We start from the raw sequence: 17,771 nt of genomic DNA, 5'->3' as shown, positions 1-17,771 counted from the left end.
AATCATTTAACCCATGAAAAGAAAGCCGATTTTTCCCGTATTAATTTCGCTCGGTTCAGATAGACGGTTTCATCTTCAAAATGCGAACCCTGATTTCTTTGACGTTCGGTTTCTATTTCATGTGTGGCGCGGAGTATCTGATCGTAGTCAGACAGGTTGATCTCGGTCTGAGTCTTTTTCAGACGCAAGTTTTTCTTAGTGTTACGAACATCGCGGATTGTGTTCCACAGTATAGCAACCGATACAATGGAACTTACTATAGCGATAATATCTATTATGTATGTGAGATCGAAGTTCATAAACCGAGATTTGTCTTTAATCTTAAAATTTTAAATTTTATAACAATGGCAGAAATTGCTGTTGCGATCCAGACAACATAGAATTGAAACTGATGGGCTGCAACATAATTGGTGGTGGCATCTTTCCTCATTACATAGAACATGCCAAGTGTAGCTATTGCCATCAGCACGAGCCATGTCTGCATAAGAGGCCCCACACATTTCTTTAGCAGGTCGTATTCTTCATAGAGGCTGAAAACAAGAGTTAGAGCGGAGAAAATGTAGAAACCTTCTTTGATCAACTGTATCATTAGATCCCCAAAAGGAAACGATCCGTCAATAAACCATGCTACGACGGCAAGGAATAAAGCCGGAACAGCAATCGGCAACAGCGCGTTTGCCAATAACCAAAGAATGATCTGTTTCCCCATTGCTTAATTTTTTCAATTCGCGCAAAGATAGGAAAAATATTTGGTAATCACAAGAATAACATTTGAAAATGCCGTGAAGTTTACTTGGATCATGGAGCAGAGGTTGCCGGAGGCTATCTGGGAAGATATAGACAATAGTTACTGCTAAGAGGGTGTTTCATAACAATAGTTAAAATCCGAGCGAAAGAATTGAGATGAAGAGCCATAGACACTCAAAGCTTTCGGAGGCGATTGTATTGTCTTTTTGTAAATAGAGTATTCCATTTGTGAAAAATTTTGAGTTACCTGAGCCTTGGTGTCTCTTTTGCTAAATTGTTGAAGCTCGTCAGTCGCATAGCTCGCTATGCTTCTTCCTCCATTCCAACAATTTATCTAAAAGATACGCCACTCAGATTTTAACTCTTGTTATGAAACACCCTCTGAATTTTCTGCGCTAACGATTTTTTGAGAAAAGAGGAATAGAAGGATGGCGAGACAGATGACGCTTGGCTAATCTCTGCGGGGGTGGTTGCGGGGGTGGTAGGTGAGGATGTCGCTGCGGAGTGTCGAGCGGTCGAGGTGGATGTAGATCTGGGTTGTGGCTATGCTTTCGTGGCCGAGCATCTGCTGTATGGCGCGCAGGTTGGCGCCTCCTTCGAGCAGATGGGTGGCGAAGGAGTGACGCAGGGTGTGGGGCGAGATGGTCTTGCGTATGCCGGCGGCGGCGGCGAGGTCCTTGACTATCTGGAATATGCGCACGCGGGTCATGCGTCCGCCACGGCGGTTCAGAAAGAGTATGTCGCGGCTGTCAGACTTGATGTCAAGATGCATGCGGTCCATCAGATAGTCGCTGATCTCTAAGAGCGATACTTCTGACATGGGTACCATGCGTTCCTTGTTGCCCTTGCCGCGTACTATCAGATAGCCCTCTTGGCCGTAGATCTTCGAGATCTCAAGATTGACAAGTTCGCTGACGCGCAGGCCGCAGCCGTAGAGGGTCTCGATGATGGCGCGGTCACGCGAGGCTTCGGCTTTTTCCGGATCGATGGCTCTGATCATCGAGTCGATCTCTTCCTGAGTCAGCACTTCGGGCAGATGGAGTCCGGTTTTGGGTTGTTCGAGCAGTTCGGCGGGGTTGGGGTTGAGATAGTCCTCTATGCTCAGAAAGAAGAAATAGGAGCGGAGGCCTGAGACGATGCGGGCCTGGGAGCGTTCGGCTATGCCTACATCGTGGAGGTCGCCGAGAAATTCGCGCAGGATGTCGATGGTGACATCGCGCAGCGACAGTCCGCCGGCCGTGAGCCATGCATGGAGTTTGTCTATGTCACGGCGATAGGCCTCGCGGGTGTTTTCTGCCATGCCTTTCTCCACGGAGAGATAGGCATCGTAGTCATTTAGTATGCGCTGTATGTCAGTGATGTCACGCATCGGGGTCAGAGTGGGTGTTGACGGTCAGAAATTGATCTCGAAATTCTGCATCGGGAGACCGTGGCGGCTTACGAGCACGGCATATTTTCCGTTGGTGAAAGTCATGATGTGGTCAAGTCCGTCTTTCAGAGTGGCGAGCCGGTGTGAGTCGGCGCGAAGAAGCACGAGTGTGGAGTCTTCAGAAGAAAGCACCCGGCGGCCGGCCTGAAGATTCTCAGCTGAAAGTTCCGGAAGACAGATGAAGAGCCGGCAGGAGCCGGCAGGCAGTGTCAGAGCTTCGGCCGGAGTGATGGGCTGCAGCCGCGAATCGGCCATGTGGATCACCCGGCGCTCCGCTTCAGGCAGGTCAGGCGGAAGGACCAGAGTCTGAGGCTTGCGGTCACAGACTATGCGGAAGAGCATGGCCAGATTGCGCCGGCGGCGGCGACCTGCGGCGAAGTCGCGGATTTTTCCGGTGGAATAGTAGACGCTGCGGCTGTCACGCAGCACCAGGGTGATGAAGCGGAAGGCAAAAGGCGAATGCACACCGAAGCCACGGCTGCGGCGGGCGCGTCCGAGCGGACGCCAGAGTCTGCGGAGTGTCAGGCGCAGTTTAGCTTTCAGAGGCATCGGTCTCTGCTGTCTGGGTCTCGGATTCCGGCTTCCTGCCGCCTTTGCGCAGCGCTGTGACGATGGCTCCGGCCGCTGCTAGATAGATGAGGAAGACGGCTATGGTGGCCGCTGTGTCAGTGGTGTGGAGCGACTGCGGGTCGAAAGTCATCACGATCTCATGCTTGCCGGCGGGGAGGGGGAGTGCGCGCAACACGTAGTTGACACGGCTCAGGGGCACTTCCTGACCGTCGATTGTGGCCTTCCATCCCCAGGGGAAGTAAACTTCAGAGAATACGGCTACTCCTCCTTTGGCGCTGTTGGCTGTGTAGGTCAGGCGGTTGGGGGCATATGAGGTTTCGATGATTGTGTCGCCGGGCGTTTTTGGAGCCGAGGAGCCGAGTGCTGACTCGAATTTCCTGTCGGCCACGGCTGCCGATGCGGGGTTGATGACCGAGAGAGCCGCCATTTCCTCGTCAGGAGTGCCGACGTAGCTGACACGGTCAACGAACCAGGCGTTGCCGAGAGCCTCCGGGTTGCGCAGCGGCTGTCCCTGCATGTCGACTATGTAGCGGGCGTTGAGCATGTTGAGCACATTCCAGTCGGCATCTGACTCGGTGCCGCGGGTGAAGTTGGCGAGATGGCGGTCAATAAGATCCTGATAGCGGGTCAGTTTGGCCGCGTGGTAGCCGCCTATCATCTTATGGTAATACGACGGATCGGCGCTGTAGAAACGGGGGATGTCCATGACGCGGTAGTTCATGCCGGTGTCCTGGAGGATGGTCCGGTCAGCCGGTGTCATTTCAATCGGTGCTCCCGCAGTGAGCTGGCGCGGCACGAAGCTGTCGTGGCTCAGATAGCGCTTGTTGACCGAATAGAGATCGGCGAGGACTATGACACCTATGACTGCCATTGAGATGGCGGCCGAGATGCGGCGGCGGATGTAGAGCATGATCATCACGAAGCCGAGGGCTGTGATGACGAATGAGCGGATGGCGTCTGTTGAGATCAGCCCCTCGCGCAGGCTCTCGATGGCGGAGTAGATGGCCGGATTCTGGAGGCTGAACTGGCGGGCGGTAGCGGCGTCGTAGCCTTGCTGCATGAGCTGTGAGGTGATCATGTTGTCGATGTAGCGGTCATTGTCAGTGATGACGCTTCCGAACATCGAGGGGGCTATGAAGGCTATGGCGCAGATGGCGAGGGTGATGCCGAAACTCCAGATCACCGGGCGGCGGTAGGAGTCGAGACGGCTGCGGTCAGCCACGAGTTGCTGGAGAGCCATGACTGCGAGTAGTGGCATGGTGAACTCGGCTATGACGAGGATGCTCTCCACGGTGCGGAATTTGGAATACATCGGAGCTATCGAGAGCATGATGTCGGTGAAGACCATCGCGTGGCGTCCCCAGGCGAGGACTATGGAAAATACTGTCAGTATGACCAGCGCCCACTTCATTGGGCCGCGGACTATCATGCAGCCAAGAATGAAAAGAACGAAAATGAGCGCGCCGACATAGACCGGGCCGTTGGTGCCTTCCGGATCGCCGAAATACTGGCTCATGTAGCTTAGATACTGTTCCTGCATGGAGTCGATCTTTCCATTGGCCACCATCTCTCTGGCATCGGGCAGGTCTGAGAGACCCAGTGTTGTCATCCGTCCTTTCTCCGGTTTTGCCGAGGCTCCGCCTTTTATGTTCGGGATGAGGAGCGAGAATGTTTCGGATGGCTGATAGCTGTATTGTGTGATGTAGTCCTTGTCAAGACCTGCAGTTGAGTTCGAATTGTCGGTCGCGGGCTGCGACAGTTCGCTGTGGCGTCCGCGCATGGTCTCCTTGGAGTATTCGTAGGTCAGATAAAGGCTTGGCGAGTTGGCAGTCACAGCCAGTCCGGCGGCAATGGCAAGCACTCCGGTGGCTATGCCCCAGCGGCGCATCTCTTTGGCGCGAATGGCAGCGACGAGTTTTGCGATGACTATGGCGAGGATGACGAAGAGGAAGTAGTAGGTCATCTGCACGTGGTTCGATGCTATCTGCATCATGGCGAATACCGCGGCCATAGCGCCGCCGGCAAGGTAGCGTCCGCGGTAGCAGAGGATTATGCCGGCGATTGTAGGCGGGATGTAGGCGAGGGTTACGAATTTCCATATATGGCCCGCGCCGATGATGATTATGAAGTATGACGAAAATCCGTAGGCTATGGCTCCGAGCAGTGCCACATACCAGCGCATTTTCATGACTATCAGCAGAATGAAGAATCCGACCATCATCATGGCCAGGAGCGACGAGGGGGAGGGGAGTCCGAGGCTCATCACTGATCCGATCCAGCTGAAGAGGCGGCTTGAGGGATATGACGGCGAGATCTGGAAGTTGGGCATACCGGAGAAGAGCGAGTTGGTCCAGCGGGAAACTTCGCCGGTTGCTTCGGCATAGGCTTTTGCTTCCTGGCCTATGGCGGCGCCCTGCTGCATGTCGTGCTGGCGGAGCTGGTTGCCCTCGGCGGCGTCGGGGTAGAAGAATGCGAATGCTATGCCGGCTATGACTATGATGCCGGCCAGAAATGTGAAGAGAGATTTATAACGGCTGATTATTGACTGCATGAGTTGGGTGTGCGTGGAACGTGGTTGGGTGTTGGTGGATGATTAGAGGTCGTTGTTTTTTTAAACAACCTCTTATTCGGCGGGACGGTGTTCGAGCGGGATTTCTTTTACCGGAGCCGTGGCGCTGACGGTGTCGGCCTGGGCCTTGGCGGTGTCAGCGGGTTCGCTGCTCTGCGCTGTAAGCGAGCCGTCCTGCATGGCGTCATAGTTGGAGAGTTTTTCGCGGAAGGCGCGGGCTATGGAGTCGAAATCGAGTCCGGTGCCGGCCCGGCGGGCTTTCTCGAAAGCCGCACGGGTGTCTTTGGGGTTGACGCTCAGGGCTATGTCATAGACATCGACGTATTTGCGCACGGTTTCCAGTGCGCGTCTCGATTCACGCTTCGACTGGGCGTCGGAATAGACCTTGACAAAGGCACTGAGCACCTGCACGGTCTGTTCGGGGGTGAAGTCGTCAACGAAGAGCGACATGCTGTCAGCCATCGCTGATGCCTGCCGGAGATTTCCGGTGGAGAGGGCTTCGGCGAGCTGCGATTTCTGTCCTTCGACTGTTTCGGCGGTGGCTGCGGGAATCTCGGCAGTCTTTTTGCCTCCGCAGGAGGTAACTATGATGGCGCTTGAGGCTATTACGGCCAGGAGGACTATCAGCTTTCTCATTATCGGGCGGGTTGGTTATGTTGCTTAAGGCAACTATTATAATATGGTAAGAGCACAAAGTTACAAAAAATGTTCCTTACAAAAGTAAAATTTTTGTAAAGAACATTTTCATGGGCTCGAATGGGCTTTAGAGAGCCCATTCGAGCCGGTATGGTTTGAAGAATCCGATGGGTGTCAGCCTTTGATCTCGACGTTCATGCCGGGGCGGTCGAGGCAGTAGCAGCGGGTGGCGTTGCCTACGGGGACATAGGTGTTGAAGTCACAAGCTTTCTGCGGCTCTCCCCAGAAGTGCATCGGGAAAAAGTTGTCGACCTTGACTTTCGAGAGAAAGATCTGCGCGCCTTTGGCAAAGTCAGTTCCCATGCGGGCGTCGACCGGAAACATGGCGATCTTGATTTCTGGGATCTCTTCGGCTATGCGGTCTACTATGACCTTGAACCGCTCTTCGGCCTTGGCCACTTCGCGTTCGGTCGATTCCTCGCTCCAGTGCCAGTCATTGAGGTCGCCTGCATGGAAGATGACGCTCCCGTCAGTGAGGGTGATGGCGTAACTTACGCCGGTGTCGGTCGATCCGTAGGCTTTGACCTGGGTGGTGCCGGGGATGCTGTCGATCACGTCGCCGGCCGACATCCAGGCAACTGAGAGTCCCGTCTTCGGGACGAACTTAGAGAAGATGTCGTTGGCCAGGATGTAGGTGCGCTTGCGGTCCTGGGCCAGTTCGAAGATCGAGGTGTTGAAGTGGTCGGGATGATGGTGCGAGACGAAGAAGAGCACGAGCTTTTCAGGCGAGTCGCGCAGCACTTTTTCAAGTTTTTTGTCAGGGTCCTTGTAGTAGTCGAATACCATCACCGCTCCGGGGGTGGTCAGCGCGAAACCGCTGTGGTCGAGATATGTTACAGTAATCATAATTGTTGGTTGTTAAAATTCGATGCCGGACAGGTCCGGAATCCTGTTTTTGTCAATGAGTACTGCAACTATAACGCTGACGCGCCCTGCGGAGTTCAACGGCTGTCAGCAGCCGCCTATGAGGATTTTGCTGACGGAGTTGCCCTGGCGGCGGATGTAGATGCCCGGCTGCGGATCTCCGCTGACCGGACAGCCCTGGAGGTCGAAGAGTCTGACGGGCGCTTCGCTGTCAGGGGTGCCGAGCTCAGGAGTGTCGATTCCGGTTGTGGTGGAGGCGCCGAGTGTTATTGAGGCGTTGTTGGGAGTGCCGGCGGGGATTGTCAGCAGGTAGCTGTCAGTCCGGGGTTCATAGAGCAGGGCTGATGAACGGCTCTGATAGGGTTTGCCGTCGATATAGATGCCGTTGTCCGACATGTTGGCGGCATGGATGCGGAGCTGCACACCGCCTTCGCGGATGGCTTGGTTCAGGCCGTCGGCGATGCGGATCTCTGTGATCTCTCCTTCTTCCCATGAGATGTCGACAGTGAAGTTGCCTTCGGCCTTGAGTCCTTTGACAGAGCCAGTGGGCCATGTGGAGGGGAGGGCGGGGAGAATGTCGAGGGTGCCGGAGTAGCTCTGCAGGAGCATTTCGCCGATCGCGGCCGAGATGCCTGCTCCGCCTTCGATCTGGAAGGTGTGTTTGCAGGTGGTGCGGAGGTCGGGGGTGATACGTTCAGCCATTCCGTAGGCGAGCTGACGCAGGGCGAGGTCTCCTTTGAGCGAGCGGGCGTAGCAGCACATTTTCCATGCTGTGTTCCATGCGGCGTCTTCACCGCCGTCGGCATCGGCGCGTTTGAGCAGGGCCTTGTAGGAACCATTGAAGTTAGTGGGGTCGCTGTCATAGGGCGATACCTGGCCCAGTGGGTAGAGACACATCAGGTGGGAGAGGTGACGATGGGTCGGCTCGGAGGTGAGGGCTCCTTTCCATTCGCACTGTTCGCCGTTGACAATGTCGATGCCGTTGTACATGCGGTCGATATATGACTGGCAGTTGGCGGCTTCAGCAGTCTTGCCGAGGATGACGGCCGCATCGCGGGTGTTGCAGAGGTGCTGATAGACGAGTTGCTGGGCGTGGACTGCCACAGATGTGCCTCCGGCAAGTTCGGGCGAGTAGTTGTTGGGGATTTCGAGAAGTCCGTCGCCGTCGGTGTCACGCAGATAGCCGAAGTAGAAGCGGGCGGCTCCGTAGAGGGTGTCGAAGAAGTCGGCGAGGAACTGGCGGTCCTGTGTGTAGAGATAGTGCTGCCAGATGTGGGTGCAGTTCCAGGCGGCTGCTTCGGTGTATTCGCCGTTGTAGACGCCTGATGCCCCGAAGGTGTTGGTGGCGAAGTGGTGGGTCCATCCGCCTGTGCCTGCCACGAGTTTGTCGGCATAGCCTTTCCACTGTGTGGCCGCCATCTTTTTGAGGTAGTTGAGGAAGGGCATGTGGGCTGAGGAGATGTTGGTGTTTTCCGCGGCCCAGTAGTTCATCTGGAGGTTGATGTTGGCGTGGAAGTCGCAGTTCCATTGCGGGCTTTGGTTGGCCCAGATGCCCTGGAGGTTGCTGGGGAGGGCGAGATCGCCGCGTGAGGAGGCGAGGTTGAGGTAGCGGCCCATTGCGAAGAGGAGCATGTCGATCATTCGGGTCCGGTCGTCGGAGTCAGCGGCTGTGGCTGTGAAAGCGCCTTCGTAGTGCTGTTTGAGCAGTGAGGTCGGGGCGTTGTTTGTGGCTTCGGCCAGTTCGAAGCGGGCGGCGTTGAAGAGGGGGCTGTATTCAGCTATGTGATTGTCATATAGAGCTTGCCATCCGAGGGCCGCGGCGCTTTCTACGGTTGAGCGGACGCGCTCGGCAAGACGGTTGTCGCTCTCGCCGGAGTAGAAGGTGGGCGAGTCGATGTCATAGTTTGTGCCTACGCCGAAGACCACGGTGATCTCATCGGCATCGGTCACGCTTACGGTGCTGCCTGAGGTGGTCAGCGAGCCGCCTTTCTGAATCACTTTGAAGGTGAGGTTGAAACGTATTCGGCAGTTGGAGGTGTTGCCGGAGGTTGCAGAGACGAGACCTTCAGAGCCGCTGCCGGCTATGCTTGATTCGAAAGAGTAGTTGAGTTTGACCTCGCCGTTGGTGGTGAAGTGGAGCACTCCGACGTCATTGGCGCGGCTGACGAGATATTCGCGGGTGTAGATTTTTTCTTTTCCGCTTGCTGTCCAGCGGTTCATGGCCGAGGCCACGGCTGTTGTCAGGTCGAGCTGGCGCAGGAAGGTGCTTCCGTGGGCCGGGCTTTCGCCGCCGCGTGTAATCTTGAGTGCGCCGATCGGACAGTAGGTGCCGGTGTTTACATATTTGTGGTCAGGGTCGGGGTTGGAGTCATAGTTAGTTTTCTCGTTTATGAGTATGCCTTCCGACTGGTTGCATTCGGTGGCTATGCCGAGGCTTCCGTTGCCAAGGAGGAAAACATTGCTGTAATTGGCTCCGTAATTGCCTACATCGACGGGGTTTCTGCCATAGCCCTCTTCGTTTGACCAAAGGGTCAGCGGTTCATCAGGGATGTATGGCAGAGCATTGGAGCATCCGAGCATGGCTTCGGGGAAGGTTGCGGAAAGCGGGGTGTTCGGTTCTTCATCGGCGGCGAGTTTGCGGACAGTAAGCTCTACGGGAACTCCATTGACTGTGCGGACAGACAGAGTGTAGTAGCCGATGACCGAGAGTGTGATGCCTGCGTTTGTGCCGGGGGTGAGGCGGAGTGTGCGGCTCTGCGAATCAGGTGAGTCTGTGAATGATGGCTGCTCTGCGATGCCGTAGGTCTGCCCCTCGAAAGAGAGTGCGCCGATTGTGATGTCTTTTTTGTTTCGGTTTAAGGTTCTGTTGCAGGTGAACGTGGCTGATGCTATTCCGCTGTCATCTATGAGGGTGATGTTTTTTGAGTCTATGGTGGTGGTGATGGGTCTTGGGGGGTCGGGGACGAGGAATTCCAGGTCGATCGAGCTCTTGTCGGCCGAGAGAGTGGCGCGGAGCTTGTATTTCTGGCCGGTCTGACCTGTCTGCAATGATCCGGAGGCGTTTTTCTTGAATGTGAAAGTCTTGTTGAGGGGCGACTTGTTGTAGTAGTCTTCCCAGCCTTCCGGATTATAGGTTGTCCCCTGATATTCCAAGGCCCACAGGTGGCCGTCGGTAATGTTGCCGACATACTGGCTGTTGCCCGTCGGGTATAGGCGGCCGGCTTCGGTAGGATCAACGTTCCAGGTGCCTTGCTTGACGATGATTACGTCTTCTTGCGCAAGCGATGTTGACGAGAGTAGCAATGTGAATAGCAAAAATAGGTAATAGCGTAGAAACATGAGAAGGATTGATTATAATTTAGAGGGTGTTTCATAACAACAGTTAAAAACTTTCGGAGGCGATTGTATTGTCTTTTTGGAAATAGGATATTCCATTTGTAAAAAATTTTAAGTTACCTGAGCCTTGGTGTCTCTTTTGCTAAATTGTTGAAGCTCGTCAGTCGCATAGCTCGCTATGCTTCTTCCTCCCTTGCAACAATTTATCTAAAAGATACACCACTCAGATTTTGACTCTTGTTATGAAACACCCTCTTAAGGTAAGAATGTCAGGCGGGTTGTCGGTTTGCAGTTGAACGAGAGAGGAGGTCAGGTGTAGAGCGGGGAGAGGAGAGAGAGCGGAGAGGTCTGTCAGACCTTGGGATCAGCGGCGGAAACGTTTGAGGAGTCCGTCTTCAAACACGAGGTAGATGCCGTTTTCGTAGAGCCAGACTTCGCGCAGATAGGAATTGTCGGCTCCGCGGTCCACTTCGTGTGGTGCACCGAGGGCAAGGCGGCATTCCTCGCGGGTCATTTCGAGGGCCACGCGGCCGTTGATGATATTTTCCCAAACGGCATCGCTGATGGCGGGATATTTCAGGCGCGGGTCAGTGAAAGAGAAGAATACCGGGAAGGAGCGTGGGGTGTGGCCGCGTGGGCCGGGATGGAGGAAGATACGGGCCGAGTTGCCGAGAAGATCAGTGAAAGAGACCTTGATCGGGTAGATGTCGTTGCCGGGAGTCACGGAGTCGACGCGGATCTCTACAAACTGGCGTCCGCTGACCGAGTTGTCGGCGTCGTCGCGCCAGGTGCGGGTCATGACATAGAGTTTTTTGCCCCGGAGCAGAGAGTCGGCCGAGTTTACCAGGCTCTCCTGGATGGTAAATGGCACATGCAGGTTTTCCTGGTTCATGACTGATGCAAGCGGCCGGTTGATGCGGTAGACGAAGCGGCGTCCGTCAGGGGCAACGAATGTCAGGTCGGTCACAGAAGTGCCGACTATCGAGGGGGCTTCATGCACGTCAAGAAACTCGATGGTGCTTCCTCCGAGCGAATCATAGGGCGTGGCGGTTGCTCCGAAGATGAGACGGATTTTGTCGTCCGTGACGAAAAACCTTTTCCCCGGCTTCCACTCCGGGAGGGGGCTGTCGGCCACGTTGGCCAGAAAGGTGTCCTCCGGAGTGGAAACTATGTTTTCGCGCCGCACATCGCGCTCCGAGACTTTAGGTGTGTATTCCACGCCTGTGAAGCAGCTGTGAAGTGCTATGGAGAGTAATGTTGCGGTTATGAAAAGCGGGAGCCGGTTCAGTGGTTTCATCAAGTGTTGGATCCTCGGAGAGGTGTGAATGGGTTCGGTTTATTTAGGCTCGATTCCGAGGTTTTCGAACATGAAAGAATACATGTCGGTGTACTCTTCGAGCACTTTGGCTATGGGTTTGCCCGCTCCGTGGCCGGCCTTTGAGTCGATGCGGATGAGTTTGGGAGCGTCACCGGTGTCGGCGGCCTGGAGGGCGGCGGCATATTTGAAGGAATGGGCGGGCACCACACGGTCGTCATGATCGGCCGTGGTGACAAGGATAGCCGGATAAGGAGTGCCGTCGTTGCGTATGGCGTGGAGGGGCGAGTAGTCAAGGAGATATTTTGCCATTTCGGGCGAGTCGGCGCTTGTGCCGTAGTCCGAAGCCCAGTTCCAGCCGATGGTGAAGAGGTGGTAGCGCATCATGTCCATCACGCCTACACGTGGAATGGCTACCTTGAAGAGGTCGGGGCGCATGTTGACTGAGGCTCCCACGAGAAGACCGCCGTTGCTGCCGCCTTCTATGGTGAGGAAGTCAGGAGATGTCCAGCCTTCCTTGACGAGATATTCGGCTGCTGCGATGAAGTCGTTGAACACGTTGAGCTTGTTCATCTTGGTTCCGGCCTGATGCCATTCCTCGCCGTATTCCGAGCCGCCGCGCAGGTTGGCCTGGGCGTAGATCACGCCGTTTTCGAGGAGGAAGAGGCGGTTGGCCGAGAAGCCGGGAGTCAGCGAGACGTTGAAGCCTCCGTAGCCATAGAGATAGACGGGATTCTTGCCGTTGCGCTCAAGGCCTTTCTTGTAGGTGAGGAACATGGGGACTTTTGTGCCGTCAGCCGAGGGATAGAACACCTGTTCTGTGACGTATTCGCCCAGGTCCACGCCGTTGATCTCGGCCTGGAAGATGAGTTTGCTTTCGCCGGTTGCCATGTCATAGGCATACTGTGCGGCGGGAGCTGTGAATGATGAGAAGCTGTAGTAGACTTCGCCGGGATGCTTGCGTTCGGTGTAGACTGATACCGATCCGTAGCCGGGAAGCTTTACGTCTGCCTCCTTCTTGCCGTTCATGTCATAGATGGCCACCTGGTTGGCTGCATCTTTTTCATAGGTGAGGAAGAGTTTGTCGCCTGAGAACTGCGCGCCGGTGAGCACTCCGTCGGCTTCGGGGACGAGCTCTTTCCAGTTTTCAACAGACGGGTTGGCGAGATCGGCCACCATTAGGCGGTTTTTGGGAGCGCCGTAGGAGGTTACGATGTAGATTTTGTTGTCGATTACATCGATGACACTATTGTTATAGTCCTGAGAGGGGAGCATGTCGGTCCAGACACCGTTTTTGCGCACTTTAAGCGCATCGCCCACACCGGCACCTCCGATGTGAACGAAGGTCACAGGCTGCGATTCGGCCACCTGTGCTCTGTGGAAGTGGAATGGGTGCTGCGGGTCGCTGAACGCTATGGTGTCTTCGCTCTGGGGAGTGCCGAGCTTGTGATAGTAGACGAGGTGGTTCTGGTTGGCGTTGGAGAATTCCTTTCCTTCTTCCGGCACGGGGTAGGCGCTGTAGTAGAAGCCGTCACCGTCCCAGGAAGCATCGGTGAACTTGCCCCAGAGTATGTGGTCAGGAAGGAGTTCTTTGGTCTTTGTGTCCATCACGAAGATTTCGGTCCAGTCTGAACCGCTGCGGCTGATGGTGTAGGCTGTGTATTTGCCGTCTTTTGACTGGAAGACTCCTGTGAGGGCCACTGTGCCGTCATCGCTCAGGGTATTGGGGTCGAGGAAGACTTCGCGCTCGGTGCTGTCAACGGTGGGTTTGCGGTAGAGCACCGACTGGTTCTTCAGGCCGTCGTTTTCGAAGAAATAGAACATGCCGTCATGTTCCCGATAGGTCATGCCGCGCTTGACGTAGTTGTTGAGTTCGGTCAAGCGGGAGTTGATTTTCGAACGGAATGGGATTTTCGAGAGGTAGTCTTCGGTCACCTTGTTCTCGGCTTCGACCCAGCGGAGGGTTTCGGCTGCGGTGTCGTTTTCGAGCGGACGGTAGGGATCAGGTACTGTCATGCCGAAGATCGTGTCGACTGTGTTGTCAGACGGGGCTGCCGGATAAGCGAGCTGTTTCTGATTGGAGCATCCGGCTAATGTGCCTAAAGCCAAGGTTGTCATAGTGGCGTAAGCTAAATTACGGGAAAGTGACATGGTGCTTTGGGGAGATAATGATTTGATTGAAAAAATGAGGCTTCTTGTATAGCCTTTCCGCAAAAGTACGACTTAATTTTTAATCTTACACCCTACATTTGACTTTTTTAGAGGGTGTTTCATAACAATAGTTAAAATCTGAGCGAGAGATTTGAGATGGATATGGCTCTGAGTTGAAGGAGCATAGCGAGCTATGTGACTGAAATGAAGAGTCATAGCCACTCAAAGCTTTCGGAGATGATTGTATTGTCTTTTTGTAAATGGAATATTCCATTTGTGTAAATTTTTAAGTTACTTAAGCCTTGGTGTCTCTTTTGCTAAATTGTTGAAGCTCGTCAGTCGCATAGCTCGCTATGCTTCTTCCTCCCTTGCAACAATTTATCTAAAAGATCACCACTCAGATTTTAACTCTTGTTATGAAACACCCTCTTACCTTTGCAACATCATTGTTGCGAAAGCCCCGAAAGGGGAACAATGACAATTCGCCCGGCAGCTTGTCGGAAGTTTTCTTTTTTTGTGTGAGTGGTTACTCACACAAAAAAAGCGACCCCGGAAATGTGACTTTCGGGGTCGCTTCGTGTATTTTTTTCGTGTGTCCTTTCGATAATTGCTTGATTATCAGACGGTGTTGCGGTGGGAACGAATCTGAACGCTTTGTTCTGTCCTCTGACAGTGACGTTCAATGTCCCTCGGAGTGAGGAGGGGTATCACTCCGCACTCTACGATTACCAGATTTCTCGGCGATCGTTGTTGTGGTCGGGGTGATACATGAGGGCTGCTGATTCGCAATACCACTCGATGGCTTTTTTTACCATTTTTGTTACTTTCATAATGTGTTCATTTTAAAAGTTTAACATACATGGGTTAATTGATTGTGGAATGCGCGGTGAGGTGGCGCTTCCGAAAAAACTCTGCTTCAGAGCGATCTTTCTACTTGGTCTCTTCGTTGATACGGATGGTACAGTCACCGGTGACACGGAAACTGTCACTTGAGCCGAGTGAGCGGAAGATGTTGTTGACATCTGCTCTGAGAACCTTAAGCATGTTGGTCATAGTTGCAGAAATTTAAATTGAACCTAAAAACAATCTTAAAATATAGTTGCTCTAATTTATTTATTCTGTGCGTCCTCTTGAGAGGCGCTTCTGTACTATATACGCTTAAACCCGGTGCAAAGTTAGATTAAATTTCTGAATTTATGCTATAAAAATATGTTGTTTAACATAAAATCGGGCTAAAAAGGTGCTCTGTCAGCTGATTTGCAAATGTTAATTAACAATGTTAAGTAATCTTAAAATCGCTGATTCGCTATTTTCCGGCGGGAAATCCGGAGGTGGCGGAGGCTACGAAACTTGAATCAGCAGGGTTGAGGGTGACGAGCAGACCCTCCACACCGTCGAGCCGTTCGAGCATGGCGAGTGCCTCGCGGGAGTTCATGGCCATGCATGAGGTGGCATAGGCATCGGCAAGCATGGCATTGGGAGCTATCACGGTGGCGGAGAGCAGATCTGTGTGGGCCGGACTGCCGCTGACCGGACTTATAGTGTGCCAGATTCGCCCTGCCGATGTGGTCTTGAAGTTGCGGTAGTTGCCTGAGGTGGCGATTCCGGCGTCGGTCAGACCGATGACGGTCATACGTTCGTGGACCACGGCGCTGTCGTTTTCAACCGGGGCGTCGACCATGATGTGCCACTTGTCACCGCGCGGATTTTTACCGGCGAGTGCGATCTCGCCTCCGATTTCGACCATATAGTCGGTGCAGCCGTTGCGCCGCAGCATCTCGCCTACAAGGTCACAGCCGTAGCCCTTGGTGATGGCCGAGAAGTTGAATTCGGTCTGCGGTGACTTCTTGCGGATGTGGCCTGCGGAGTCGATGGCGCAGGCCGCGATGCCGACCAGGGGCATAATGCTGTCAATGGCCTGCTGCGAGGGCTCAATGCCTGTCTTGCGGTAGCCGAAGCCCCAGAGGTTGACAAGCGGGGCCACAGTAGGGTCGAATGCGCCGGAACTTTCGGCGTTGACCCGGACAGAGGCAAGGAATATGCGCCTGAGCATGGAGTCGGCGGTAAGGTCTTCGCCTCGGTTGATGCGCGAGATCAGAGAGCTGTCGCAGAAGGGCGAGAGCGATAGCTCAACCCGGCGCATCACGGCTATGACCGAATCCTGCAGATCGCGGTCGGCGCAGTAGCTTATATTATAGGTGGTGTTCCACACTCCTCCCTGAAGTGTGCGGTAGGATTTCCCTCCCTGACAACTTGCAAGGCTGAGTATGACGGATACAATCGGGAGTATGACGGCGCAGTAGCGGCTTATGGTTTTCATGAATAAGTGGTAAATTTTCTTCAAAATTACAAAGAATCTAAAAATAATCAATAAATTTGTCTTCCCCGTGTGTTTCTCAATAGCCGGATATAATCATCAATACATAATATATAATATAAGAGGGTGTTTCATAACAAGAGTTAAAATCTGAGTGGTGTATCTTTTAGATAAATTGTTGCAAGGGAGGAAGAAGCATAGCGAGCTATGCGACTGACGAACTTCAACAATTTAGCAAAAGAGACACCAAGGCTCAGGTAACTTAAAAATTTTCACAAATGGAATATACTATTTACAAAAAAACAATACAATCGCCTCCGAAAGCTTTGAGTGGCTATGGCTCTTCATTTCAGTCACATAGCTCGCTATGCTCCTTCAATTCAGAGCCATATCCATCTCAAATCTTTCGCTCAGATTTTAACTATTGTTATGAAACACCCTCTAAATAAGAGCTGCTTATGAAAAAGACTTATCTTTTCCTCGCTGACGGCTTTGAGGAAGTCGAAGCCCTTGCCACTGTCGATCTTCTGCGCCGTGCCGGAGTGGAAGTCGAAACCGTGTCGATCAACAAGACTCTTGCAGTAAGAGGCGCCCACGGCATAGAAGTGGCTGCCGATACGATGCTTGCCGATTGTGAGCCGGAAGCGCGGATGCTTATCTGCCCCGGCGGTATGCCAGGAGCGTCAAATCTGGCTGCCAATGCGCGAGTGTGTGAACTGCTTTCAGCCCAGCATGAACGCGGAGGCAAGATTGCTGCTATCTGCGCCGCTCCGGCTGTGGTGCTCGCGCCGCTCGGAATCATAGACGGCTATGATGCCACCTGCTATCCCGGATTCGAGGAAGGTCTGGCAGCCGGAGGTGCCCGCCACAAGAACCAGCGTGTGGTTGTGGACCGCGATGTCATCACCGCCAACGGGCCGTCATCAGCAATTCCTTTCGCGCTTTCAATCATCAAGGCTCTTGACTCGCAGGCCAAGGCCGACGAAGTAGCTGCCGGACTGCTGCTTTAGAGGTTGTTTTTTTGATAGCCTCTTGGCTCCAGCTTTCCGGAATGCCGTCTTACAGCCCGATCCGTCACACCAGACAGATCGGGTTTCTTTTTTTAATTGATTGTAACACAGAATGATGGTTGCGATTGCAGATTTAGTGAAGTAAGATTGTGGTTTCGTTTCGAAATTAAAATTATAAAATTTGAAATTTTATTTTGGTAGATTGGTTTCTTTTTGTAAATTTGCGGCCGGGTGATAACACCTTCGGGTTTCGTCATCCGGGATTAACGGCTACAGAAAAGAAGATAGATAAGAGCAATATTAAGATGATAGATATGATGGTATAGAGAAAGGTAAAGAAAATTGATGAACAATACACAATTGGTATGAATCTGTAGAATCGCCTTAAATCCTGACCATGTGTAGCTCTCAGGCAGAGCACACAATTGAACCCATCGGGCCGGCTCCATGTGAATGAAGCCGGCCCCAAAATTTTTCAGAGGTCGTTTAGAAACAATAGTTAAAATCTGAGCGAAAGTTTTGAAGTGGATATGGCTCCTTCCTCATTTGCAATAATTTATCTAAAATATACACCACTCAGATTTTAACTATTGTTTTTAAACGACCTCTCAGTGCGATTACCTGCTGATGCCATGCAATATAAGTGTAGGGTAAAGCGTTTTAATATCAGTTAACACTGATCAGATGCCATAGTTTGCTTTTTAAGCCTTTTCTCCTCAGGACTTTTGCTCGGATTTTAACTATTGTTTTTAAGCAACCTCTTAATC

The 17,771-nt window shown here is 53.1% G+C and carries 12 protein-coding genes; 1 reads left to right on the top strand and 11 read right to left on the bottom strand.

Annotated features, from left to right (window positions below):
* Positions 1-2: 2 nt before the first annotated feature.
* From E7745_RS02060 to E7745_RS02010, 11 genes are all read right to left on the bottom strand, one after another.
* A complete protein-coding gene (locus E7745_RS02060; protein WP_123397891.1) occupies positions 3-299 on the bottom strand; it encodes a hypothetical protein in 297 nt (98 codons plus the stop codon).
* The gene (locus E7745_RS02055; protein ID WP_123397892.1) at positions 296-709 is read right to left on the bottom strand and encodes a hypothetical protein; all 414 of its coding nucleotides are present in this window, start codon (positions 707-709) and stop codon (positions 296-298) included. Before E7745_RS02055 ends, E7745_RS02060 begins: the two co-directional genes overlap by 4 nt.
* A gap of 489 nt (positions 710-1,198) precedes the next feature.
* The gene (gene xerD, locus E7745_RS02050) at positions 1,199-2,116 is read right to left on the bottom strand and encodes a site-specific tyrosine recombinase XerD (RefSeq protein ID WP_123397893.1); all 918 of its coding nucleotides are present in this window, start codon (positions 2,114-2,116) and stop codon (positions 1,199-1,201) included.
* A gap of 24 nt (positions 2,117-2,140) precedes the next feature.
* Entirely contained in the window at positions 2,141-2,725 is a 585-nt protein-coding gene (locus E7745_RS02045) for a hypothetical protein (RefSeq protein ID WP_107032498.1), read from the bottom strand.
* A complete protein-coding gene (locus tag E7745_RS02040) occupies positions 2,709-5,297 on the bottom strand; it encodes a YfhO family protein (protein ID WP_136408206.1) in 2,589 nt (862 codons plus the stop codon). The genes E7745_RS02045 and E7745_RS02040 overlap by 17 nt, the downstream gene beginning before the upstream one ends.
* Before the next feature lie 72 nt (positions 5,298-5,369).
* Positions 5,370-5,951 (bottom strand): hypothetical protein, encoded by a 582-nt coding sequence (locus E7745_RS02035; protein WP_123397895.1) that lies wholly within the window; start codon positions 5,949-5,951, stop codon positions 5,370-5,372.
* A 174-nt stretch (positions 5,952-6,125) separates the two neighbouring features.
* Positions 6,126-6,857 (bottom strand): MBL fold metallo-hydrolase, encoded by a 732-nt coding sequence (locus E7745_RS02030; protein ID WP_136408205.1) that lies wholly within the window; start codon positions 6,855-6,857, stop codon positions 6,126-6,128.
* A 105-nt stretch (positions 6,858-6,962) separates the two neighbouring features.
* Positions 6,963-10,214, bottom strand: coding sequence for a glycoside hydrolase N-terminal domain-containing protein (locus E7745_RS02025; protein WP_136408204.1), 3,252 nt, complete (start codon positions 10,212-10,214; stop codon positions 6,963-6,965).
* Positions 10,215-10,575: 361 nt separating this feature from the next.
* Positions 10,576-11,508 (bottom strand): hypothetical protein, encoded by a 933-nt coding sequence (locus E7745_RS02020; protein ID WP_136408203.1) that lies wholly within the window; start codon positions 11,506-11,508, stop codon positions 10,576-10,578.
* 39 nt (positions 11,509-11,547) lie between these two features.
* On the bottom strand, positions 11,548-13,644 hold the full coding sequence (locus tag E7745_RS02015) for a prolyl oligopeptidase family protein (protein ID WP_136408202.1): 2,097 nt from the start codon (positions 13,642-13,644) through the stop codon (positions 11,548-11,550).
* A gap of 1,339 nt (positions 13,645-14,983) precedes the next feature.
* Entirely contained in the window at positions 14,984-15,997 is a 1,014-nt protein-coding gene (locus tag E7745_RS02010) for an FAD:protein FMN transferase (RefSeq protein ID WP_136408201.1), read from the bottom strand.
* A 455-nt stretch (positions 15,998-16,452) separates the two neighbouring features.
* On the opposite strand from E7745_RS02010, the gene E7745_RS02005 reads away from it, so the two are divergent.
* Entirely contained in the window at positions 16,453-17,004 is a 552-nt protein-coding gene (locus tag E7745_RS02005; RefSeq protein ID WP_136408200.1) for a DJ-1 family glyoxalase III, read from the top strand.
* Positions 17,005-17,771: the final 767 nt, after the last annotated feature.

Origin of the sequence: Duncaniella sp. C9, from assembly GCF_004803935.1 — a bacterium.
Lineage (GTDB): Bacteria > Bacteroidota > Bacteroidia > Bacteroidales > Muribaculaceae > Duncaniella > Duncaniella muris.
This window is presented reverse-complemented; position numbering and strand designations above follow the sequence as displayed.

Excerpts from the sequence above, each read along its gene's own strand:
- E7745_RS02060 (WP_123397891.1), bottom strand. The coding sequence starts at position 299 with ATGAACTTCGATCTCACATACATAATAGATATTATCGCTATAGTAAGT.
- E7745_RS02055 (WP_123397892.1), bottom strand. The coding sequence starts at position 709 with ATGGGGAAACAGATCATTCTTTGGTTATTGGCAAACGCGCTGTTGCCG.
- xerD (WP_123397893.1), bottom strand. The coding sequence starts at position 2,116 with ATGCGTGACATCACTGACATACAGCGCATACTAAATGACTACGATGCC.
- E7745_RS02045 (WP_107032498.1), bottom strand. The coding sequence starts at position 2,725 with ATGCCTCTGAAAGCTAAACTGCGCCTGACACTCCGCAGACTCTGGCGT.
- E7745_RS02040 (WP_136408206.1), bottom strand. The coding sequence starts at position 5,297 with ATGCAGTCAATAATCAGCCGTTATAAATCTCTCTTCACATTTCTGGCC.
- E7745_RS02035 (WP_123397895.1), bottom strand. The coding sequence starts at position 5,951 with ATGAGAAAGCTGATAGTCCTCCTGGCCGTAATAGCCTCAAGCGCCATC.
- E7745_RS02030 (WP_136408205.1), bottom strand. The coding sequence starts at position 6,857 with ATGATTACTGTAACATATCTCGACCACAGCGGTTTCGCGCTGACCACC.
- E7745_RS02025 (WP_136408204.1), bottom strand. The coding sequence starts at position 10,214 with ATGTTTCTACGCTATTACCTATTTTTGCTATTCACATTGCTACTCTCG.
- E7745_RS02020 (WP_136408203.1), bottom strand. The coding sequence starts at position 11,508 with ATGAAACCACTGAACCGGCTCCCGCTTTTCATAACCGCAACATTACTC.
- E7745_RS02015 (WP_136408202.1), bottom strand. The coding sequence starts at position 13,644 with ATGACAACCTTGGCTTTAGGCACATTAGCCGGATGCTCCAATCAGAAA.
- E7745_RS02010 (WP_136408201.1), bottom strand. The coding sequence starts at position 15,997 with ATGAAAACCATAAGCCGCTACTGCGCCGTCATACTCCCGATTGTATCC.
- E7745_RS02005 (WP_136408200.1), top strand. The coding sequence starts at position 16,453 with ATGAAAAAGACTTATCTTTTCCTCGCTGACGGCTTTGAGGAAGTCGAA.